Origin of the sequence: Kitasatospora sp. NPDC015120 (assembly GCF_043080305.1) — a bacterium.
Lineage (GTDB): Bacteria > Actinomycetota > Actinomycetes > Streptomycetales > Streptomycetaceae > Kitasatospora.
This window is the reverse complement of sequence record NZ_JBIBVJ010000005.1, coordinates 462,706-484,584: the sequence shown is the minus strand read 5'-3', so window position 1 is coordinate 484,584 and position 21,879 is coordinate 462,706. Positions and strand designations below refer to the sequence as shown.

19 protein-coding genes are annotated in these 21,879 nt (G+C 75.0%); 14 read left to right on the top strand and 5 right to left on the bottom strand.

What is annotated here, in order from left to right; genetic code table 11:
* Window positions 1-137: 137 nt before the first annotated feature.
* Window positions 138-1,037 carry a biotin--[acetyl-CoA-carboxylase] ligase gene (locus tag ACF1AK_RS16425; protein WP_391499430.1) on the bottom strand — a complete coding sequence of 300 codons (900 nt, stop codon included), beginning with the start codon at window positions 1,035-1,037 and terminating at the stop codon, window positions 138-140.
* A 247-nt stretch (window positions 1,038-1,284) separates the two neighbouring features.
* On the opposite strand from ACF1AK_RS16425, the gene ACF1AK_RS16420 reads away from it, so the two are divergent.
* The 6 genes from ACF1AK_RS16420 to ACF1AK_RS16395 all read left to right on the top strand — a co-directional run bounded on the left by ACF1AK_RS16420 (window position 1,285) and on the right by ACF1AK_RS16395 (window position 7,065).
* Window positions 1,285-2,874, top strand: coding sequence for an acyl-CoA carboxylase subunit beta (locus tag ACF1AK_RS16420; RefSeq protein WP_391499429.1), 1,590 nt, complete (start codon window positions 1,285-1,287; stop codon window positions 2,872-2,874).
* Window positions 2,875-2,908: 34 nt separating this feature from the next.
* Window positions 2,909-3,130 carry an acyl-CoA carboxylase epsilon subunit gene (locus ACF1AK_RS16415; protein WP_391499428.1) on the top strand — a complete coding sequence of 74 codons (222 nt, stop codon included), beginning with the start codon at window positions 2,909-2,911 and terminating at the stop codon, window positions 3,128-3,130.
* A gap of 212 nt (window positions 3,131-3,342) precedes the next feature.
* The gene (gene mmpB / locus ACF1AK_RS16410) at window positions 3,343-3,468 is read left to right on the top strand and encodes a morphogenic membrane protein MmpB (protein WP_380290681.1); all 126 of its coding nucleotides are present in this window, start codon (window positions 3,343-3,345) and stop codon (window positions 3,466-3,468) included.
* A 46-nt stretch (window positions 3,469-3,514) separates the two neighbouring features.
* Window positions 3,515-4,114, top strand: coding sequence for a nucleoside triphosphate pyrophosphatase (locus tag ACF1AK_RS16405; protein ID WP_391499427.1), 600 nt, complete (start codon window positions 3,515-3,517; stop codon window positions 4,112-4,114).
* Between the two features lie 153 nt (window positions 4,115-4,267).
* Window positions 4,268-5,044 (top strand): hypothetical protein, encoded by a 777-nt coding sequence (locus tag ACF1AK_RS16400; protein WP_391499426.1) that lies wholly within the window; start codon window positions 4,268-4,270, stop codon window positions 5,042-5,044.
* A 248-nt stretch (window positions 5,045-5,292) separates the two neighbouring features.
* Window positions 5,293-7,065, top strand: coding sequence for an acetyl/propionyl/methylcrotonyl-CoA carboxylase subunit alpha (locus tag ACF1AK_RS16395; protein WP_391499425.1), 1,773 nt, complete (start codon window positions 5,293-5,295; stop codon window positions 7,063-7,065).
* A gap of 160 nt (window positions 7,066-7,225) precedes the next feature.
* Here the strand turns inward: ACF1AK_RS16395 and ACF1AK_RS16390 are convergent, their stop codons facing one another.
* Window positions 7,226-8,206 carry a DeoR/GlpR family DNA-binding transcription regulator gene (locus ACF1AK_RS16390; protein WP_391499467.1) on the bottom strand — a complete coding sequence of 327 codons (981 nt, stop codon included), beginning with the start codon at window positions 8,204-8,206 and terminating at the stop codon, window positions 7,226-7,228.
* 236 nt (window positions 8,207-8,442) lie between these two features.
* On the bottom strand, window positions 8,443-9,897 hold the full coding sequence (locus ACF1AK_RS16385) for an NAD(P)H-quinone dehydrogenase (RefSeq protein WP_391499424.1): 1,455 nt from the start codon (window positions 9,895-9,897) through the stop codon (window positions 8,443-8,445).
* Between the two features lie 78 nt (window positions 9,898-9,975).
* Between ACF1AK_RS16385 and ACF1AK_RS16380 the strand changes: the two genes are divergently transcribed.
* The gene (locus ACF1AK_RS16380) at window positions 9,976-10,413 is read left to right on the top strand and encodes a gamma-glutamylcyclotransferase (RefSeq protein WP_344331090.1); all 438 of its coding nucleotides are present in this window, start codon (window positions 9,976-9,978) and stop codon (window positions 10,411-10,413) included.
* Window position 10,414: 1 nt separating this feature from the next.
* Here the strand turns inward: ACF1AK_RS16380 and ACF1AK_RS16375 are convergent, their stop codons facing one another.
* Window positions 10,415-11,365: a hypothetical protein gene (locus ACF1AK_RS16375; RefSeq protein WP_391499423.1), complete on the bottom strand. Its 951-nt coding sequence runs from the start codon at window positions 11,363-11,365 to the stop codon at window positions 10,415-10,417.
* A 223-nt stretch (window positions 11,366-11,588) separates the two neighbouring features.
* On the opposite strand from ACF1AK_RS16375, the gene ACF1AK_RS16370 reads away from it, so the two are divergent.
* From ACF1AK_RS16370 to ACF1AK_RS16345, 6 genes are all read left to right on the top strand, one after another.
* Complete coding sequence (locus tag ACF1AK_RS16370; RefSeq protein ID WP_391499422.1) at window positions 11,589-13,892, top strand: HAMP domain-containing protein; 2,304 nt, start codon at window positions 11,589-11,591, stop codon at window positions 13,890-13,892.
* Between the two features lie 9 nt (window positions 13,893-13,901).
* A complete protein-coding gene (gene pgsB, locus ACF1AK_RS16365) occupies window positions 13,902-15,281 on the top strand; it encodes a poly-gamma-glutamate synthase PgsB (protein ID WP_391499421.1) in 1,380 nt (459 codons plus the stop codon).
* The gene (locus ACF1AK_RS16360; RefSeq protein WP_391499420.1) at window positions 15,278-15,760 is read left to right on the top strand and encodes a poly-gamma-glutamate biosynthesis protein PgsC/CapC; all 483 of its coding nucleotides are present in this window, start codon (window positions 15,278-15,280) and stop codon (window positions 15,758-15,760) included. The genes pgsB and ACF1AK_RS16360 overlap by 4 nt, the downstream gene beginning before the upstream one ends.
* A gap of 60 nt (window positions 15,761-15,820) precedes the next feature.
* The gene (locus ACF1AK_RS16355) at window positions 15,821-16,900 is read left to right on the top strand and encodes an NlpC/P60 family protein (RefSeq protein ID WP_391499419.1); all 1,080 of its coding nucleotides are present in this window, start codon (window positions 15,821-15,823) and stop codon (window positions 16,898-16,900) included.
* 129 nt (window positions 16,901-17,029) lie between these two features.
* Window positions 17,030-17,851 (top strand): purine-nucleoside phosphorylase, encoded by an 822-nt coding sequence (locus ACF1AK_RS16350; protein ID WP_380290701.1) that lies wholly within the window; start codon window positions 17,030-17,032, stop codon window positions 17,849-17,851.
* A 312-nt stretch (window positions 17,852-18,163) separates the two neighbouring features.
* Complete coding sequence (locus ACF1AK_RS16345) at window positions 18,164-19,888, top strand: phospho-sugar mutase (protein ID WP_391499418.1); 1,725 nt, start codon at window positions 18,164-18,166, stop codon at window positions 19,886-19,888.
* Window positions 19,889-19,957: 69 nt separating this feature from the next.
* Here the strand turns inward: ACF1AK_RS16345 and ACF1AK_RS16340 are convergent, their stop codons facing one another.
* Window positions 19,958-20,647 (bottom strand): PH domain-containing protein, encoded by a 690-nt coding sequence (locus ACF1AK_RS16340; protein WP_391499417.1) that lies wholly within the window; start codon window positions 20,645-20,647, stop codon window positions 19,958-19,960.
* A gap of 242 nt (window positions 20,648-20,889) precedes the next feature.
* Here ACF1AK_RS16340 and deoC point away from each other — a divergent pair, with 242 nt between their 5' ends.
* Window positions 20,890-21,876, top strand: coding sequence for a deoxyribose-phosphate aldolase (gene deoC / locus ACF1AK_RS16335; RefSeq protein WP_391499416.1), 987 nt, complete (start codon window positions 20,890-20,892; stop codon window positions 21,874-21,876).
* Window positions 21,877-21,879 lie beyond the last annotated feature (3 nt).

The window sequence follows — 21,879 nt, the reverse complement described above, 5'->3', positions numbered from 1 at the left end:
TCACACTGCTGCCAGGTGGAATGTTCGCACGGAATCGCGCGATCCGGGGCATCCGCCCGGGTCAAGGGGAGGTAAGGGGACGCACGGGGCGCCCGCCCGGCGCACGGCACCGGCTCCCACCCGGCGCGTGGCGCCGGCTACTCCCGCACGCGCGGCTCCGGGCGCACGTGGACGACGTCCCCCGCGCCGACCGCCCGCCGGGCGCCGTCCGGGGTGCGGACCACCAGCCGGCCGTCCCCGTCGACCGCGACCGCCTCGCCGCGCAGTTCGCGGTCGCCGGGCAGCAGCACCTTCACCGGCCGCCCCAGCGTGGTGCAGCGGTCCGCGTACGCGCGCAGCAGGCCGCTGGCGTGCGGGTCGCCGGCGGCGGCCGTCCACTCCCCGTACAGCTCGGCGAACTCGCGCAGCAGGGCGCGCAGCAGGGTGGACCGGTCGGTGACGGCGGCGCCGGCCAGCGCGAGCGAGGCGGCGGTGGGGACGGGCAGTTCGGCGGCCCGCAGCGAGACGTTGAGGCCGAGGCCGGCGACCACCGCGCCGCCGCCCAGCTCGGTGAGGATGCCGCCGAGCTTGCGCTCCGCGCCGTCGATCTCCACCTGGAGGTCGTTGGGCCACTTCAGGCCGGCCTCCACCTCGGCGACCCGGCGCAGCGTGCTCGCGGCGGCGACGCCGACCAGGATCGGCAACCAGCCGTACCGCTCGACGGGTACCTCGTCCGGGCGAAGCAGGACGGAGAGGAAGAGCCCGGAGCGGGCGGGGGCGCTCCACCGGCGTTCGAGCCGGCCGCGCCCGGAGTTCTGGGCCTCGGCGACCAGCACCGCGCCCTGCGGGGCGCCCTCGCGGGCGCGGGCGGCGAGGTCGGTGTTGGTGGATCCGGTCTCCTCGACGACGTCGATCGAGGTCCAGAGCCCGCCGGGCCTCAGCAGGTCCCGGCGGAGCGCGGCGGCGTCCAGCGGCGGGCGGTCCAGGTCGGTCCACGGCGACGGCCCGGCGTGGCCGAGGCCGCGCAGTCCACTGCGGCGGGGGGTGTCGGAGGTCATGCGGCTCACCCTAGAACGGTGCCGGGTCCGGGAGGCCGTAGGCCGTCCCATCGTCCCCCACCCCGGCGCCGACCACACTGTGTCGCTGGCCATAACGCCCGGACGTTACGCGGGCCGTCCGCCCTGGCTACGCTACTCGACGGTAGTTCGTTGTGCCGCCCTGCTCCCCTCGTCCGCGCCGGCCCCCACCCGGCCCGCGCGCCCCCGAAAACAGGTCGCGGCCCAGGATGCAGGGAGAGCCACCGGAATGACCGACGCGCCGCACGACCCGCACACCACCGCCGGCAAGCTCGCCGACCTCCGGCGCAGGATCGACGAGGCGGTGCACTCCGGCTCCGCCAAGGCGGTGGAGAAGCAGCACGCCAAGGGCAAGCTGACGGCCCGCGAGCGGGTCGCGGAGCTGCTGGACGAGGACTCCTTCGTCGAGTTCGACGAGTTCGCCCGGCACCGCTCCACCAACTTCGGCCAGGAGAGGAACCGGCCCTACGGCGACGGCGTGGTCACCGGCTACGGCACCGTCGACGGCCGTCAGGTCGCCGTGTTCGCCCAGGACTTCACGGTCTTCGGCGGCTCGCTCGGCGAGGTGTTCGGCGAGAAGATCGTCAAGGTGATGGACTTCGCCGTGAAGACCGGCTGCCCGGTCATCGGCATCAACGACTCGGGCGGCGCCCGGATCCAGGAGGGCGTGGTCTCGCTCGGCCTGTACGGCGAGATCTTCCGCCGCAACGTGCACGCCTCCGGGGTGATCCCGCAGATCTCGCTGATCATGGGCCCCTGCGCGGGCGGCGCGGTCTACTCCCCCGCCATCACCGACTTCGTGGTGATGGCCGACCGCACCTCCCACATGTTCATCACCGGCCCCGACGTGATCAAGACCGTCACCGGCGAGGACGTCGCGATGGAGGAGCTGGGCGGCGCGCGCACCCACAACACCAAGTCCGGCAACGCGCACTACCTGGCCACGGACGAGAAGGAGGCGATCGAGTACGTCAAGAGCCTGCTGTCGTACCTGCCCTCCAACAACCTCTCCGACCCGCCGTCGTTCCCGGAGGAGGCGGACCTGTCCGTCACCGACGAGGACCTCGAACTCGACACCCTGGTACCGGACTCGGCGAACCAGCCGTACGACATCCACCGGGTGATCGAGCACGTCCTCGACGACGGCGAGTTCCTGGAGACCCAGCCGCTGTACGCGGGCAACATCGTCACCGGCTTCGGCCGGGTCGAGGGCCACCCGGTCGGCATCGTCGGCAACCAGCCGATGGACCTGGCGGGCTGTCTGGACATCGCCGCCAGCGAGAAGGCCGCGCGCTTCATCCGCACCTGCGACTCGTTCAACATCCCGGTGATCACCTTCGTCGACGTGCCCGGCTTCCTGCCCGGCACCGAGCAGGAGTGGGACGGCATCATCCGGCGCGGCGCCAAGCTGATCTACGCCTACGCCGAGGCGACCGTGCCGCTGATCACCGTGATCACCCGCAAGGCCTTCGGCGGCGCGTACGACGTCATGGGCTCCAAGCACCTGGGCGCCGACCTCAACCTGGCCTGGCCGACGGCGCAGATCGCCGTGATGGGCGCGCAGGGCGCGGTCAACATCCTGCACCGGCGGGAGATCGCCGAGGCGGAGGCGGCCGGGAGCGCCGACGAGAAGCGGGCCGAGCTGATCGCCTCCTACGAGGACACCCTGCTCAACCCGTACCTGGCCGCCGAGCGCGGCTACGTGGACGCCGTCATCGCGCCGAGCGAGACCCGCCGGCACATCGTCCGCGGGCTGCGCGCGCTGCGCGGCAAGCGCGAGGTGCTGCCGCCGAAGAAGCACGGCAACATTCCGCTGTAGTGGCCTGAGCCGGAGGACCGCGAGAGGATTGACCATGGCCCCGATCCACGTGCTGCACGGGCAGCCGACCCCCGAGGAGCTGGCCGCCGTCCTGGCGGTGGTCCAGGCCCGGGCCGCCGCCGCGCAGGCCGCCGCCGAGGCCGCCCGCCGGGCCGGCGCCGGCCCGGACTCCGCCTGGAACGACCGTGCGCGCCGGATGCGCGCCACCCCGCGCCCGGGCGTCAACGCCTGGCGCACCTCCGGCTGGGCCCGGTAGCGCCGGCCGCCGCCCACCGGGGCGGGCGTGCACGGTGCGAGGCCACCGCTTCGCACCGTGCACCCCCGAGCCGCTCCGCCAGGGCCGGGCGGCTCGGCGAAGGCGCCGCTTCGCCGACCCCGCGGCGAGCGCCCGGCAAAGGCCCGGATTGCCCCGAAAGCTGAGTACGGATACTCAGGCGCTCCGGCCGCCCGCCGGAGCACCCTGGAACGATGCTCTGGTCAGACCCCCGCGACGAGCCCTCCCCGGAAGCCCGGCGGATGCAGCGCAAGCTGCACCGGGCCGGTCATGTGCTCGCCGTCCTCGCCCTGCTGATCGCCGTCCTGCTGATGATCTGACGATCGCTGGACCGGCCGCCCCGGGCGCCCCTCTACCCTGGTGGGCATGACCGACCGCCGCACCCTCGTCCTCGCCTCCGCCTCCCCCGCCCGCCTCGGGCTGCTGCGCCAGGCGGGCCTCGACCCGCGCGTGGTGGTCAGCGGCGTCGACGAGGACGCGCTCACCGCCCCCACCCCCGGCGCCCTCGCGCTCGTCCTCGCCGAGGCCAAGGCCGAGGCCGTCGCCGCCGGCCTCACCGGCGGCGAGCTGGTCGTCGGCTGCGACTCCGTGCTGGAGCTGGACGGCCTGGCCCTCGGCAAGCCCGCCGACGAGGCCGAGGCGCTGGCCCGCTGGCAGTCGATGCGCGGCCGGGCCGGCGTGCTGCGCACCGGCCACTGCGTGATCGACACCGCCAGCGGCCGGCAGGCCTCCGCCACCGCCTCCACCACCGTGCGCTTCGGCACCCCGGACGACGCCGAGGTCGCCGCCTACATCGCCACCGGCGAACCGCTGCACGTGGCGGGCGCGTTCACCCTGGACGGCCGCTCGGCGCCGTTCGTCGAGGGCATCGACGGCGACCCGGGCAACGTCATCGGCCTCTCGCTGCCGCTGCTGCGCACCCTGCTCGCCGAGCTGGACCTGCGGATCACCGATCTCTGGGCCTGACCGCCCGCCCGCGGGCGCCGGCCGACGGCGCCCGCCGGAACGACGGCGCGATTGTCGCCGACCGCCCCGCCGACGAGCCCGCGATGGGGCACGCTGGAGGAGCGTCCGGGACGGCACCACCGCCCCGGAGCGACGGGGGAGGTGGCGGGCGGGATGACCGACGGTCTGCTCAACGTGCTGCTGGGCCTGCTGGCCAGCGCGATCAGTGCCGCACTCGGCTGGCTCGGCCAGAGCCTGCGCCGCAGACGCCGGCTGGAACGGGCCAGGGCCTTCCTCGGCCTGCCGGCCGGCAGTGAGTGCCTGATCGTGGTCAACCGCAGCATCGGCACCGGCGCGCACCCCCGGACGGTCACCCGGCGCGACGCCTACGCGCTGATGGAACTCGCCGCCCTGGTGAAGGAGTGCGGCGCGCACGCCGACCTGGTCGCCCACGACACCGCGCCGCGCGGACTCGGCACCCGCACCGAACTCTGCTTCGGCGGCCCGGTCTCCAACGAGCGGATGGCCGCCCACCTGGCCTGGGGCCTGCCCGGGGTGACGATCTCCAGTGACCACGCCCGCCCGGACAACACCATCACCGTCGGGGGCCGCTCCTACACCGCCGACGTGCACGCCGCGGAGTACGTGCTGCTGGCCCGGCTGGCCACTCCCGGGGACGGCCGCCCGGTCTTCCTGATCTCCGGCCAGACCGGCATCGCCAACCACGCCGGGGTCCGCCACCTGGTGACCCACCACCGCCGGCTGGCCCGCCGCCACGGCACGGACGGCACCTTCGCGCTGCTGCTCAAGGTGGTCAACCCGGCCGCCTACGGCCCCGACGTCGTCGAGCAGGTCGCCGACGTCACGGCCGCGGCCCTGCAGCGCGCGCCCGGTCCGCCGGAGCCCGCCGGGCCGCCGCCCCGGGCCGCCGCGCCCGCCGCCGGCGCGTGATCCCGGCGCACGGAGCGCTCCCGGCCGGATGTGGCCAACACCACCGCCGCGCCACGCCGCCCCGTCACCGAGCGCAAGCGCCGGACCCCCGCCGGCCCACCGGCCACGACCTGCAAGGACTCCCGCCGGGCCGCCCGCCGCCCGTCCGGGCGCATCACCCTCCGTGTGGGATAGTTCACAACCTGGGGCTACTCGCCGGTACTGCCCAGGAATCCATAAACTCGACGAGGTTCAAGAAGGGAGCCACAGTGCGCAAGGTGCTCATCGCCAACCGCGGGGAAATCGCCGTCCGCGTCGCCCGGGCCTGCTCGGACGCCGGTATCGCCAGCGTCGCCGTCTACGCCGAGCCGGACCGGGATGCGCTGCACGTCCGCGCGGCCGACGAGGCTTACGCGCTGGGCGGCGACACCCCCGGCACCAGCTACCTGGACATCGCCAAGGTCCTCCAGGCCGCCGCCGACTCGGGTGCGGACGCCGTCCACCCCGGCTACGGCTTCCTGTCGGAGAACGCCGACTTCGCCCAGGCCGTGATCGACGCGGGTCTCACCTGGATCGGCCCGCCGCCGCAGGCCATCCGCGACCTCGGCGACAAGGTGACCGCCCGGCACGTGGCGCAGCGCGCCGGTGCCCCGCTGGTGGCCGGTACGCCGGACCCGGTCTCGGGTGCCGACGAGGTCGTCGCGTTCGCCCGGGAGCACGGTCTGCCGGTCGCCATCAAGGCGGCGTTCGGCGGCGGCGGCCGCGGCCTGAAGGTCGCCCGCACGCTGGAGGAGATCCCGGAGCTGTACGACTCCGCGGTCCGCGAGGCGGTCGCCGCCTTCGGCCGCGGCGAGTGCTTCGTCGAGCGTTACCTGGACAACCCGCGGCACGTGGAGACCCAGTGCCTGGCCGACAAGCACGGCAACGTGGTGGTCGTCTCGACCCGTGACTGCTCGCTGCAGCGCCGCCACCAGAAGCTGGTCGAGGAGGCGCCCGCGCCGTTCCTGACCCCGGAGCAGAACGCCGAGCTGTACCGGGCGTCGAAGGCCATCCTCAAGGAGGCCGGCTACGAGGGCGCCGGGACCTGCGAGTTCCTGGTGGCCCTGGACGGCACGATCTCCTTCCTGGAGGTCAACACCCGTCTGCAGGTCGAGCACCCGGTCACCGAGGAGGTCACCGGGATCGACCTGGTCCGCGAGATGTTCCGGATCGCGGACGGCGAGGAGCTCGGGTACGGCGACCCGGAGGTGCGCGGTCACTCGTTCGAGTTCCGCATCAACGGTGAGGACCCGGGCCGCAACTTCCTGCCCGCCCCGGGCACGGTGACGCTGTTCGCGCCGCCGTCCGGCCCGGGCGTGCGGCTGGACTCGGGCGTCGAGAGCGGCTCGGTGATCGGCCCGGCCTGGGACTCGCTGCTGGCGAAGCTGATCGTGTCCGGCCGGGACCGCAAGCAGGCGCTGGAGCGGGCGCGGCGCGCGCTGGCGGAGTTCAAGGTCGAAGGCATGGCGACGGCCATCCCGTTCCACCGGGCGGTCGTCACGGACCCGGCGTTCGCGCCGGAGGTGCACGGCGGTGACGGGCCGTTCAAGGTCTTCACCCGGTGGATCGAGACCGAGTTCGAGAACACCATCCCCGCGTTCGCCGGTACGGCCGGTGAGGGCGAGGAGGCGGAGGGCCGGGAGACCGTGGTCGTCGAGGTCGGCGGCAAGCGGATCGAGGTCTCGCTGCCGTCCTCGCTGGGCGTCCAGGCCGCTCCGGCCGCCGGTGCCGGGGCCGCGAAGGCCAAGCGCCGGGTGGGGGCGAAGAAGGCCGGTTCGGCGGTCAGCGGTGACACGCTGGCGTCGCCGATGCAGGGCACCATCGTGAAGGTCGCGGTCGAGGAGGGCCAGGTCGTCGCGGAGGGCGAGCTGATCGTCGTCCTGGAGGCGATGAAGATGGAGCAGCCGCTGAACGCGCACAAGGCGGGCACCGTCGTCGGCCTCAAGGCCGAGGTGGGGGCGAGCGTCTCCAGCGGTGCGGCGCTCTGCGAGATCAAGGACTGACGCGTCCCGCGTCCTCCGCCGCCGGTCCGTACACCTTCGGGTGTGCGGACCGGTCGTGTTCTCCGGCGGTGGATCAGGTCCTGCGGGGGTGCTGCGCGGTCCTGCGCGGTCCTGCGCGGTCCTGCGGGGGTGCTGGGGGCCGGACGGGCGTGACGGGAGGTCAGCGTCCGCGCTGGAGGCCGAGTTCGGCGAGCCTGGCGGGCAGCGGTCCGCCCGGGCCCGCCGGTCCGCCGTGGCCGGGTCCGTGGCCGTGGACGCCGGGGCGGCGCTGGCCGGGCAGCGGGGCGCCGCCGGGGGGCGGCGGGACGGGGCGGCGGGCCATCGGGCCCGGCTGGGTCTGGTGGACGGGGCCGCTGCCGGTGCCGTGCACCGGGGCGTCGCCGGACGGCGGGGCGCCGAGCGGCGCGAGGTCGATCTGCACGCCGCAGTCGGCGAGCGCGTCGAGTTCCCGGGCGGTGGTGTCGTCGGCGGTGGCGTGCTCGTCGGTGACGAGGCGGGTGATGGTGTCGGTGGGCACGGTCTGGAACATGCTGTCCGCGCCGAGCTTGGTGTGGTCGGCGAGGATGATCACCTCGGCGGCCGACTGCACCAGGGCCCGGTCCACGCTCGCGGAGAGCATGTTGGTGGTCGACAGACCTCGCTCGGCGGTCAGCCCGCTGCCCGAGACGAAGGCCTTGGTGACCCGCAGTCCGTGCAGGGACTGCTCGGCGCCGCTGCCGACGAGGGCGTAGTTGGAGCCGCGCAGGGTGCCGCCGGTCATCACCACCTCCACCCGGTTGGCGTGCGCGAGCGCCTGGGCGACCAGCAGCGAGTTGGTCACCACGGTCAGCCCGGGCACCCGGGCCAGCCGGCGGGCGAGTTCCTGGGTGGTGGTGCCGGCGCCGACCACCACGGCGTCGCCCTCCTCCACCAGGCCGGCGGCGAGATCGGCGATGGCGCTCTTCTCGGCGGCGGACAGGTGGGTCTTCTGCGGGTAGCCGGGTTCGCGGCTGAAGCCGCCGGGGAGCACCGCGCCGCCGTGCCGGCGGTCGAGGAGCCCTTCTGCCTCCAGGGCCCGTACGTCGCGGCGCACGGTCACTTCGGAGGTCTGGACGACGCGGGCCAACTCGCGGAGCGAGACCGCTCCGTTGGCGCGCACCATTTCGAGGATCAACTGGCGACGTTCTGCTGCAAACACAGAACCGACGGTAACCTGCGTGACCGTCTGCTTTCAGGCGTTTGCTGCTAGTAGCGGGAATTGCTCACGACGGAGCGGCGCGTGACCGTACAATGCGCGCCGTCGGTGGTCCGGGACTGCGCCCGCCGTCCGGGTGACGGGCGGGGGCGGACGGCGGGCGGCCGCCCGACCGCGACCGCCCCCAACTGAGCGCGCAGGGCTCAGTTTTCGCCCTCGTCGCGCTTGCGGATGTGGAGCTGGCGGGCGGCCTCGGCGGTGGAGCCGGAGACCGACGGGTAGACGGTGAAGGCGCTGGCCACCTGTTCGACGGTCAGATTGGCGTCCACCGCGAGGGAGATCGAGTGGATGAGCTCGCTGGCGCGCGGGGCGACGACCACGCCGCCGACCACGATGCCGGTGCCGGGGCGGCAGAACAGCTTCACGAAGCCGTCGCGGATGCCCTGCATCTTGGCCCGCGGGTTGCCCCGCAGCGGGAGCTTGACCTCGACCGCGTCCATCTTGCCGCACTCCACGTCGGCGGCGGTGTAGCCGACGGTCGCGATCTCGGGGTCGGTGAAGACGTTGGAGGCCACCGTCTTGAGGTTCAGCGGCTGCACCGCGTCGCCGAGCGCGTGGTACATGGCGATCCGGCCCTGCATGGCCGCCACCGAGGCGAGCATGAAGACGCCGGTGCAGTCACCGGCCGCGTAGACGCCGGGGGCGCTGGTACGGGAGACCCGGTCGACCTGGATCTGGCCCCAGTCGTTGAGCTTGACCCCGGCCTCCTCCAGGCCCATCCCGGCGGTGTTCGGGATGGAGCCGACCGCCATCAGGCAGTGGGTGCCCTCGATCACCGTGCCGTCGGAGAGGATGACCTCGACCGTGTCGCCGATCCGCTTGACGCTCTCGGCCCGCGAGCGGCTCATCACGTTCATGCCGCGGCGGCGGAAGACCTCCTCCAGCACCTCGGCGGCGTCCGGGTCCTCGCCCGGCAGCACCCGGTCACGCGAGGAGACCAGGGTGACCCTGGAGCCCAGCGCCTGGTAGGCGCCGGCGAACTCGGCGCCGGTGACGCCGGAGCCGACCACGATCAGCTCGCGCGGCAGCTCCTCCAGGTCGTAGACCTGGGTCCAGGTCAGGATCCGCTCGCCGTCGGGCTGGGCGTCGGGCAGCTCGCGCGGGTGGGCGCCGGTGGCGATCAGCACCGCGTCGGCGCGCAGCGACTGCACGCTGCCGTCGGGCGCGTCCACCAGCACCTCGCGGGAGCCGTCCACGGCCTGGCCGCCGGTGCCGAGCCGGCCGCGGCCGCGCAGCACGGTGACGCCGGCCCGGGTGACGGACTGGGTGATGTCGTGGGACTGCGCGATGGCCAGGCGCTTCACACGCCGGTTGACCTTGCCGAGGTCGACGCCGACCACGCGGGCCGGGGTGTCGACGTGGGGAGTGTCGTCGGCGACGATGATGCCGAGTTCCTCGTACGAGCTGTCGAAGGTGGTCATCACCTCCGCCGTCGCGATCAGCGTCTTCGACGGAACGCAGTCCGTGAGCACCGCCGATCCGCCCAGGCCGTCGCGGTCGACGACGGTCACCTCCGCGCCGAGCTGGGCGGCGACGAGCGCCGCCTCGTAGCCGCCGGGTCCGCCACCGATGATCACGATCCGAGTCACGTCAACCATTGTCCCGCACGCCGGGAGCACTGCCACGCCGGGGTCGGGGCTTCTGTCGGATCGGCCGGTGAACGTAGGCTTCCCCCCATGCCCCTTTACGCCGCGTATGCCACGAACCTCGATGCCCGGCAGATGACCCGCCGCGCTCCGCACTCGCCGCTGCGCGGCACCGGGTGGCTGTCCGGCTGGCGGCTCACCTTCGGCGGCGAGCACCTCGGCTGGGAGGGTTCGCTGGCCACGGTGGTGGAGGACGAGAAGGACCAGGTCTTCGTGTCGCTCTACGACGTCGCGCCGATGGACGAGGAGGGGCTGGACCGCTGGGAGGGCGTCCAGCTCGGCATCTACCGGAAGATCAAGCTGCGGGCGCAGACCCTGGACGGCGACGTGCCGGTCTGGACGTACGTGCTGAACGACTACGAGGGCGGCCTGCCGGCGGCCCGCTACCTGGGCCTGATCGCGGACGCGGCGGAGAGCGCCGGCGCCCCCGACGACTACGTCCTGGACCTGCGCCGCCGCCCCTGCTGACCTACCAGGCCCGGGCCGTGCCGGCCAGGGCCGCGACGACCGCCGCGCGGCGGGCCGGATCGGTGCGCAGCGGGTTGGCGAGTTCGACGTGCAGCCAGGTGACGCCGAGGCCGGCGGCGTGGCGGCCCTGGACGTTGGTGGTGCCCGCGAGCTGCCCGCAGGTCTGCCGCCAGGGCCGGCACACCACCAGTCCGGCCGCCTCCAGGGCCGCCGCGGTGCTCTCGGCGGCCTCGCCGGGCGTCCCGGCGCCGCTGGAGACCACCGCGTCGGTGCCGGGCAGGCTGTCCTCGTCGAAGCCGTGCAGCTGGAGGCCGGGCAGTCCGCGCCCGGTGAGTGCCTCGACGACGGCGGCGAAGACGGTGTCGCCGCGGTGGGCGACGTCCGCCGATCCGTCGGCACCGGCCCGCCGGTGGGCGCCGGCGAGGACGAGCACACCGCCGGGCACCTCCCGGAACAGTTCGGCGCCGAGGATCTCGGTGCGGCTGTCGGAGACCGGGTGCGGCACCTGGGCGGACCAGCGGGTCCGGGTGGAGAGGTCCAGGTAGATCCGGCCCCAGCCGCGCGGGTCCGCGCCGGAGGCGTCGGCGATCTCGGCGGTGCGCCGGCCGCTGACGGCCTCGGTGAACTCGGTGAGCCGGTAGCCGGCGGCGGCCAGCAGCGGGCCGGCCCGGTCGGGGCGGCCGTCGAGGGCCTCCAGGACCCCGTCGGCGACGGCGCCGCGCCGGGCGGCGTCCGGGGCGGTGTAGGCGCCGGAGGCGAAGGCGGCGGTGTAGGCGTCGATCCGTTCGACGAGGTCCACCGGACGCGGGCCGGACGCGGTGGCGGGACCGGGGGCCGCCGGGTCCCGCGCCCAGCCGCGGGCGGCGAGGGTCAGTCCGCCGGCGAGGGCCGCCAGGACGAGCAGCACCGTGACCGGCCGTCGCGCCGTGCGTCGCACATCCCGTTTCTCCACGGGGAGAACCTACCGCGCAAGAGCGGAACCCCATGATCGAAAAGATCGTGATCGAAGCTTCCTTCGTCCGACATCGTTCCGAGACACGATCGACGGAACTCGTTCGTACGCTTTTGAGGTTTCGGCCGGGCCCAGCCCCGGCCGCGGTGGGGCTCCAGGGGTGGGTGGCGCACTGCCGCCCGACGCACCGGACCCGACCCGACTCCCCCGACGAGGCACCCCCGTGAGCACGGCCCCCACCCCGCCGCGACAGCACCGCCATCGCCGCCGGGCCGACATGCCGCTGCTCGGGGGCATCCGCCCGCCGATCGCGCTGCTGCTCGTCCTGCTCCTGGCCGTCTCCGCGATCACCGCCCTGACCGTCGGCGGCCTGCGGGTGGACGACACCCCGCAGGCGGTCCGCGAGTCCCACCAGTACGCCGCCGAGGACACCGCCCTGTCGCTGCGGGCGGGCCTGCGGGAGAACACCGCCGACCTGGTGCGCTCCGCGGCCCGCTACGACCGGGCGCCCGCCGAGCCCGCCGAGGTGCTCACCGCGCTCGGCCGGGCGTACCGCAAGTGGCGCGGCACCGTGATCCTCCGCCCGGACACCGGCCGGCTGCTCGCCGCCCGCGGCGAGACCGTCCCGCTGGCCGGCCTCGACCTCGGCCGGGTCACCGACACCGCGCCCGCGCCGCTGCTCGTCCCCTCCGCCGCCGGCACCCGGCTGCTGACCTTCGCGATGGTCAGCACGGTCCAGGACGGCCGGGCGCTGCTGGTCGCCTCCGACAACCTGCGGCTGCCGGAGCTGGCCACCCGCGACGGTCAGACCGTCCAGGTCCTCGACACCGCCGGCACCGTCCTCGACAGCACCGGCGCCGGGCTCCCCGGCGAGGACGCCCGGCAGCTGGTCGCCACCGCCCTGGGCCGCGTCACCGCCCGCTCCGCCGCCCCCGCCGCCACCCCGGACGCGGTCGTCTCCGGCAGCCTGGCCGACGGCGCCGGCCCCCGGGGCGTGCGCCGGGTGGCCGGCTACGCCGCCGTCGCCGGCGCCGCCGCCGACCCGCAGGACCCGGCCACCGCGCTCGGGCTCACCGTCGTCTCCACCGGCACCGTCGACGGCAGGGCCGCCGCCCTGCGCCACCCGGCCCTCGGCCTGTCCGCCGCCGGCGCCCTGCCGGCCGTCGCCCTGCTGCTCGCCTGGTTCCTGCGCCGCACCCTCCAGCGCCCGCTGCTGCGGCTCTTCCTGGAGGCCCGCCGGCTCACCCGGGGCGAGCTGGACCGGCCGGTGCGCGGCCCGCGGCGCGGCGAGGCCGGGCGGATCGGCCGCGCCCTGGAAGAGCTGCGGCGCCAGCTGCTCGACCCCGCCCGCCCGCCGGCCGCCCCGGCACCCGCGCCCCGGCGGCGCGGGCCCGGCGCCGCGCTGCCGCTCGGCCTGGCCGCGGCCGTCGTGCTCGGCTGGTCCGGCCCGCTGCTGCTGCTCGGCGGCAACGACGGCGAGGTCCGCGTCCCCGCCCAGGTGGTGGCCGGCCAGCGGGACCGCACCGACAACGCCGCCGACCGGCTGCGCCAGGCCCTCAACGAGGGCTACGCCGACCTGCGCGCCCTCGCCCCCGAACTCGCCACCGCCTCCGTCGGCGGCGCCCGGACGCTGCTGGGCACCGCCCTCGCCCGGCACGAGCGCTACCGCGCGCTGTACGTGCTCGGCCCCGGCGGCGAGGTGCTCGCCCGGGCCGGCGAGGAGCCGCACCGCACCGGCCCCGGGGCGCTCGGCCCGGGCGGCGTGCTGCTGCTCAACACCTCCGGCAGGGAACCCCGGATCGCCGCCCGGACCCCGCTCGCCGTCCCCGCCGACGGCGCCGCCGCCACAGCGGCGGACGCGCCCGTGGACGTCCCCGTGGACGACCCGCCGCCCGCCGGTCCGGTGCTGGTCGGCGAGTTCCGCACCGACTTCCTCGGCTCCCTGCTCGACCGGCCCGGGCTCGGCCGGGTCTGGCTGCTCGACGACCGCCGCCGGGTGCTCGCCGCCAACGGGGCCTACTCCTCCTTCGGCGAACTCCCCGAGGGCCGCGCCCGCGGCGTCCTGTCCGCCGTGACCGGCGGCGGGGCGCAGCGCGCCGCCGCCGAGGTCGTGCGCACCGGCGGTGACCCGGTGCTGCTCGCCGCCGCCCCGCTCGGCGGCCGCGGCGCCGTCGCCCGGCTCGGCTGGTCCGTCGTCACCGCGCACCCGGTGTCCTGGCTGCACCTCGACCAGAACCGGGCCGACCGGCGCGCCGTCCTGGCCGGCATGCTCGGCCTGGCCGCCGCCGCGCTCTGCCTCGGCTGGCTGTACGTCGCCGTCGGCCTGCCGCTGCGCCGGCTCGCCGCGAACGCCGAGGCGCTGGCCGCCGGGGACCGCCGCACCGTGCTGCACCCCGTCCACCACGACGAGGTCGGCGCCGTCGTCCGCAGCCTGGAGCTGATCCGCCAGGACCTGGAGCGCGCCGCGCGCGAACGGGCCGACCGCGAGCGCGCCGGGCACCGCGCCCCCGCCGCCACCGCCTTCTGAGAGGGACCCGTGCTCTTCCTCTACTTCGTCCTGCTGGCGTGCAGCGCCGTCCTGCTGGTGGCCGGCGTCGTCGAACAGCGCCGGCACTTCGCCGCCCTGGACCAGATCCCCACCCGGGTGCTGGTCAACGGCATCCGCGGCAAGAGCTCGATCACCCGGCTGTGCGCGGGCGCGCTGCGCGGCGGCGGCCTGGTCACCGTCGCCAAGACCACCGGCACCGCCGCCCGGTTCATCCACCCGGACGCCACCGAGGAGCCGGTCCACCGGAAGTTCGGCATCGCCAACGTGGCCGAGCAGATCGGCATCGTCCGCCGCGCCGCCACCTACCGCCCGCACGCGCTGGTGATCGAGTGCATGGCCGTCATGCCGGCGCTCCAGGAGGTCAACCAGACCAAGCTGATCCGCTCCACCATCGGCGTGCTGTGCAACGTCCGCGAGGACCACCTCGCCGAGATGGGCCCCACGCTGGACGACGTCGCCCGCTCGCTGTCGCGCTCGATGCCGGTCGGCGGCGTCTGCGTCACCGCCGAGCGGGAGCGCGCCCACATCCTGCGCGAGGAGGCCGCCCGGCGGAACTGCGAGCTGATCGAGGTCGACCCGGAGTCGGTCAGCGACGAGGAACTGCGCGGTTTCAGCTGGTTCACCTTCAAGGAGAACGTGGCCGTCGCGCTGGCCGTCGCCGGACTCCTCGGCGTGGACCGGCAGACGGCGCTGCGCGGCATGTGGGCGGCGCCGCCGGACCCGGGCGTGCTCTCGGTCGAGCGGTACCGGACGGCCGACGGCAAGCGGCTGCGGTTCGCCAACGTCTTCGCCGCCAACGACCCCGAGTCGACGCTGATGAACGTCCGCCAGTTGGAGGGCCTGGGCGCGATCCACCGACCGCTGCACGTGGTGGTCAACTGCCGCCCGGACCGCGTCGAGCGCAACGCCCAGATGGGCCGGCTCGTGCCGGACCTCGCCCCGGACACGGTCTTCCTGATCGGCCACCCCACCAGGAGCGCCCGGGACGCCGTCCCGGCCGACTGGTCCGGGCGGGTCGTCGACCTCGGCGGCGACCGGCGGGACCCGGCACGGCTCACCGCCGAGCTGCTGGACGCGCTCGGCCCCGACTCCTCGCTGGTCGCGATCGGCAACATCCACGGCCAGGGCGAGCTGTTCCTGGAGGAGCTGGCCCGGCTCGCCCCGGACGAGGAGCCCGCGGACGCGGCGGCGTACGAGCCGGTGCACGAACCGGTCCACGTGCCCGAACCACCGCCCGGGGCCTGGTTCGAACCGGCCGCCCCCCACGCCCCGTACCAGCCGTACGACCCCCACCACCCGTACGACCCGTACGGCCAGTACGGCCCGTACGACCACCTCCACCACCGCCACGACGGAGACCAGCCGTGATCCCCACCGAGCTCACCCCCGAGATCGCCGCCCTCGGCATCGCGCTCGGGCTGGTCTTCTCCCTGGTCTGCTACCTGACCACCAACCTCTCCCCCGGCGGCATGATCACCCCCGGCTGGCTGGCGCTGACCCTGGTCGAGGACCTCCAGCGGGTCGCCCTCGTGGCCGGCGTCACCGTGCTCGCCCACCTGGCCACCCGGGTCGTGCAGAAGCTGGTGATCCTCTACGGCAAGCGGCTGTTCGCCGCCGTGGTGCTGATCGGCGTCCTGCTCCAGGCCACCGTGACGCTGGTCCTGCAGCGCGAACTGCCCACCCTGTACGCCGACCAGACCCTGGGCTTCATCGTCCCCGGCCTGATCGCCTACCAGCTGGTCCGCCAGCCCCGGGCCGCCACCCTGACGGCGACCACGACCGTCACCCTCGCCACCTACGTGGTGCTCACCGCCGGACTGCTGCTCGGCGCCCTGCCCGGCACCTGATCCCCCGGCACCCGAACCGGCACCCGAACCCGGCACCCCACCCCCGGAGCCCGAACCACCATGCCCGTCTCCCGGAAGTCCCTGTTCAGCGGCGCCCTCGCCACCGCCCTGCTGGCCACCAGCGGCTACCTCACCGTCCAGCTGCGCGAGCGCGACCCGCACCCCGTCCCGGCCGGCGCCACCGCACCGCTGCTCACCGCCCCCGCCCCCGCCGGCACCGCCGCCGCGGCGGGCGGACCGCGCTACGAGCGGCTGGCCGGCCCCGACCGGACGGTGGTGCGCGACGCACGCGGCGGCGTCCTCGCCACCCTGACGGACGGCGCCCGCACCGCCGTGCTGACCGGCCCCAGCCGCACCTTCGCCGAGCCGGGCACCACCGGCGCCGTGCTGACCGGCGACAGCTGGGTGCGGCTGATGCCGCAGCCGTGGAAGGCCGGCGCCCAGGACGAGGCCTGGTTCCGCACCTGGTTCGGCCGGTACCTCGGCTCCACCGAGGACGACGTGCTCGCCGTCGCCACCCAGTACCTGGCGGGCGCACCGGAGGGCAGGGACGGCAAGGGCGTCCGCTTCAGGGGCGACGCCTCCTTCGGCCCGCTCAACCCCGACGGCTCGTCCGGCCACGACCTGCGCCTGGAGCAGACCGACTTCCTCGACTACCTCGGCGTGCCGTACACCTTCGCCGACCGGGTGACCCGGCGCCCGGACCGGGCCCGCTACGGCGCCTTCGACTGCTCCGGCTTCGTCAGGATGGTGTACGGCTACCGCTCCGGCTACCCGCTGCTGTCCAAGGACGCGCCCGGCCCCGGCCTGCCCCGCACCGCCAACGGCCTGGCCCGGACCGGACCGGGCGTGCCGGTGCTGCCGCTGACCACCGTGCCCGGCTCGGACACCACCGTGCGCCCCGCCTCGACCGACCCGCTGCTCCCCGGCGACCTGGTCTTCTTCGAGATCGACGCCCGCACCGGCGCCCGCCTCGACCACACCGGCATCTACCTGGGCCTGGACACCGACGGCCACCCCCGGTACGTCTCCAGCCGCGAGGAGGCGGACGGGCCGACCTTCGGCGACAAGGGCGGCACCGCCCGGCTGGACGACAACGGGCTGTACGCCAAGGGGCTGCGCAGCGCCAAGCGGCTCTGACCGCCCCGGCCGCGCGCGGTGACGGCAGCACTGCGCCCAGCTGTGCGTTCACGCCGTCCGGGTAACGATCCGGCACGTCGTACCAGGATTTTCTACGCGCGTAGCCGTTTCCCGTCTATCCTCGGACCCGTGAACGCATCTCCTCAGTCGGTCGTCTCCGCCGACCCCTACGCCGCCGCCCAGGCCGCCGCCGAGCGCCTGCGCGAGCTGACCGGTGCCGAGCGCCACGACGTCGCCCTGGTGATGGGCTCCGGCTGGGTGCCGGCCGCCGACGCCCTGGGCGAGACCGTGGCGGAGTTCCCGGTCACCGACCTGCCGGGCTTCCCCGCCCCCGCCGTGGCCGGCCACGCCGGCACGATCCGCTCGGTGAAGATCGGCGAGAAGCGCGCCCTGATCTTCCTCGGCCGCAACCACTACTACGAGGGCCACGGCGTCGCCACTGTCGTCCACGGCGTGCGCACCGCCGCCGCGGCCGGCTGCGGGATCATCGTGCTGACCAACGGCTGCGGCGGCCTGCGCCCCAGCTGGGTGCCCGGCCAGCCGGTCCTGATCAGCGACCACATCAACCTGACCGCCGACTCCCCGATCGTCGGCGCCAACTTCGTGGACCTCACCGACCTCTACTCCAAGCGGCTGCGCGAGCTGTGCCGCGAGGTCGACCCGAGCCTGGACGAGGCCGTCTACGTCCAGTTCCGCGGCCCGCACTACGAGACCCCGGCCGAGGTCAACATGGCCCGGGTGATCGGCGGCGAGCTGGTCGGCATGTCCACCACCCTGGAGGCCATCGCGGCCCGCGAGGCCGGCGCCGAGGTGCTGGGCATCTCCCTGGTCACCAACCTGGCCGCCGGCATGACCGGCGAGCCGCTCAACCACGCCGAGGTGCTGGAGGCCGGCAAGGCCTCCGCCGAGCGCATGGGCGCGCTGCTGGCGAAGGTCCTGGAGCGGATCTGACGCCGGCGCGGGTGCGGACGGCATGAGCGACGGGGCCCCGGGCGGGTGTGATCCGGTGATCACACCCGCCCGCGGGCCCCGTCCGCGTCCGCCGGCCGGGCGCACCCCGCCCGACACGCCCCGCCCGGCCGGTGGCCGGGCCGCACCGCCGCCGCGCCGTACGTTTCGTCCTGTCCCGGTCCGCCCGCCCTCACGCCCGTCCTCCGACGCCCGCCTCCCCACGCCCGTCCTCCCGGGCCCGTCCCACCGGGCCGGGGCCGGGGCACCCTCCCCGGCCGACCACCGACGCACCTTCCCGATGGAGCTGCAGCCATGACGCAGGCAACCACCACCGACCTCCTCGCCCGGGCCCGCACCTGGCTCGCCGAGGACCCGGACCCGCAGACCCGCGAGGAACTCGCCGCGCTGCTCGCCGCCGCCGAGGCCCCCGAGGCCGAGTCGACGGCCAAGCTCGCCTGGGCCGAGCTGGCCGAGCGCTTCGCCGGCCGCCTCCAGTTCGGCACCGCCGGCCTGCGCGGCGAACTCGGCGCCGGACCGATGCGGATGAACCGCGCCGTGGTGATCCGGGCCGCCGCCGGCCTGGTCTCGTACGTCAAGGAGCAGGGCCTCGGCGACCTCGTCGTCATCGGCTACGACGCCCGCCACAAGTCCTACGACTTCGCCCGCGACACCGCCGCCGTGGTGGTCGGCGCGGGCCTGCGCGCCGCGCTGTTCCCGCGCCCGCTGCCCACCCCGGTGCTCGCCTTCGCCGTCCGCCACCTCGGCGCGGCCGCCGGGGTGACCGTCACCGCCAGCCACAACCCGCCGCAGGACAACGGCTACAAGGTCTACCTGGGCGACGGCTCGCAGATCGTGCCGCCGGCCGACGCGGGCATCGCCGCCGGGATCGACGCGATCGGCTCGCTGCACGAGGTCCCGCTCGCCGACGGCGGCTGGGAGACCGTGGACGAGTCGGTGGTCGAGGCCTACCTGGACCGCGCCGCCTCCATCGTCGACCCGCACAGCCCCCGTGACCTCGCCGTCGTCTACACCCCGATGCACGGCGTCGGCCGCGACACGTTCCTCGCCGCGCTGGACCGGGCCGGCTTCCCCGCGCCCACCGTGGTCGCCGAGCAGGCCGAGCCTGACCCGGACTTCCCCACCGTCGCCTTCCCCAACCCGGAGGAGCCGGGGGCGATGGACCTCGCCTTCCGCACCGCCTCCTCGGTCGGCCCCGACATCGTCATCGCCAACGACCCGGACGCCGACCGCTGCGCGGTGGCCGTCCCCGCCGACGGCGACACCGCCGGCGGCGGCCTCGGCGCGGTGGGCTGGCGGATGCTGCGCGGCGACGAGGTCGGCGCGCTGCTCGGCGCCGCGCTGGTCGCCAAGAAGGCCGCCGGCACCTTCGCCACCACCATCGTCTCCTCCACCCTGCTCGGCCGGATCGCCGAGGCCGCCGGGCTCGGCTACGCGGAGACCCTGACCGGCTTCAAGTGGATCTCCCGCGCCGAGGGACTGCGCTACGGCTACGAGGAGGCGCTCGGCTACTGCGTCGACCCGCAGGGCGTGCGCGACAAGGACGGCATCACCGCCGCCCTGCTGGTCGCCGAACTCGCCGCCACCCTCAAGCGCTCCGGCCGCACCCTGTCGGACCTGCTCGACGACCTCGCGCTGGAGCACGGCCTGCACGCCACCGACCAGCTCTCCGTGCGGGTCGAGGACCTGTCGCTGATCGCCGACGCCCTGCGCACCCTGCGCGAGCAGCCGCCCACCACGCTGGCCGGCCTCACCGTGACCCGCGCCGACGACCTCACCGCCGGCTCCGCCGGCCTGCCGCCCACCGACGGCCTGCGCTACCACCTGGCCGGCGACGCCGTCCGTTCGGCGCGCATCGTGGTCCGGCCCTCCGGCACCGAGCCCAAGCTCAAGTGCTACCTGGAGGTCGTCCTCCCGGTCGCCACCGCCGCCGACCTCGCCGACGCCCGCACCCGCGCCGCGGGGCTCCTCGCGGCGGTCAAGCAGGACCTCGCCGCGGCCGCCGGCATCACCGTCTGACCGGTCCCGGCACAGCAGGAAGGGCCCGCCGTCCGGCGGGCCCTTCCCGTTTCCGTCGTGTCCGGCCGCTCAGACCGCGATCACCGTGATCAGCGCCGCCAGACCGGCCAGGGTCGGGACGATGATCCACCAGCACCAGCGCACCTCGACCGGGCCGGCGGCGTCGGGGCGCGAGGCGTTGCGCTCGGCCATCTCCTGGAGGACGTTCACCACCTGGTCGGACCAGGCCTTGGTGGGGTCCGGCGAGCCCTGCACCCCGGGGCCCGCGGGGGTGCCGCCGCCCTGGCCGAAGACCATGCCGAGCCGGGAGGTGTGCTGCGGGCGACCGCCACGGTCCTGGGCACGGGCCGCGCGCTTGCGCTGGCGCAGCGACACCGGCACCGCCCACACCTGGTACTTCTTGCCCCCGGTGAGCAGTTCCACCGAGTACCCGGCGCGCAGCGCGTCGACGGCGGCCCACGGCGCGGTGATGGTCCGCAGCGGATTGCGCACCACCAGCCGCCGCTCGTCGGCGCGCACGGCGGGCCGCAGGGTGTAGGCGATCACGGGGAACGCGAAGACCGGGACGGCGGCCAGCGACACCCACGGCGTCTTGCCGGTGCCGTTCAGCGCCGCGTCCCCGATCAGCCAGGCCGCGACGGCCAGCAACAGCACCCCGGAGATGATGCCGGGAACGGAGCGGTACACGCGGTCGGCGTACACGGGCTCCCCATCGGAGCCGGCCGGGCCCTGGTGGGGCCGGCCGTCGGAATCGGTCATGCCGACGATTCTGCCCCATGGCCCCCGGGATCCACAGGGGCGGCGATCACACGCGCGGCTCCTGGTCCGCGCCGGGGATCCCGGCCGGGCGACGGGCACCGCTCCCGTGGCCCGTCGCGGGCGTCGCAGGAACGGCAGTCGTGGCGGCCGGCCCCGCCCCCCGACCCCAGGTCTCGGTCCGGCATCGATGCATGCCGGGCCTAGCGGCTGACTACGCGCGTAGATATGCTGGTGTGGTGACTATGTCCACTCTTGCAGCCAACGCCCCCGGCGTCGCGGGCAGCGGTCTCGCGGACGTCGCGGCGTCCGAGGCCTCGCTCCGCCGCTTCCTGCACGGCCTGCCCGGTGTCGACCAGGTCGGCCTGGAGGCGCGTGCCGCCATGCTCGGCACCCGCTCGGTCAAGACCACGGCCAAGGCCTACGCCATCGACCTGGCCATCTCGATGATCGACCTGACCACGCTGGAGGGCGCGGACACGGTCGGCAAGGTGCGCGCACTGTGCGCCAAGGGCAGGACCCCCGATCCGACCGACCCGACCACCCCGCGCGTCGCCGCGATCTGTGTCTACCCGGACATGGTCGCCACCGCGAAGGCCGCGCTGCAGGGCACCGGCATCCAGGTCGCCTCCGTCGCCACCGCCTTCCCGGCCGGCCGCGCCGCGCTGCCGGTCAAGCTCGCCGACACCGCCGACGCGGTCGCCGCCGGCGCCGACGAGATCGACATGGTCATCGACCGGGGCGCCTTCCTCTCCGGCCGCTACCTGGACGTCTTCCACGAGATCGTCGCGGTCAAGGAGGCCTGCCGCCGCCCCGACGGCAGCCACGCCCACCTCAAGGTGATCTTCGAGACCGGCGAGCTGCAGACGTACGACAACGTGCGCCGGGTCTCCTGGCTGGCGATGCTGGCCGGCGCCGACTTCATCAAGACCTCCACCGGCAAGGTCGCCGTCAACGCGACCCCGCCGGTCACCCTGCTGATGCTGGAGGCGGTCCGCGACTTCCGCGCGGCCACCGGCGTCCAGGTCGGCGTGAAGCCCGCCGGCGGGATCCGCACCACCAAGGACGCCATGAAGTACCTGGTGATGGTCAACGAGACCCTCGGCGACGACTGGCTGAGCCCGCACTGGTTCCGCTTCGGCGCCTCCAGCCTGCTCAACGACCTGCTGATGCAGCGCCAGAAGCTGACCACCGGACGGTACTCCGGCCCCGACTACGTGACGGTGGACTGATCA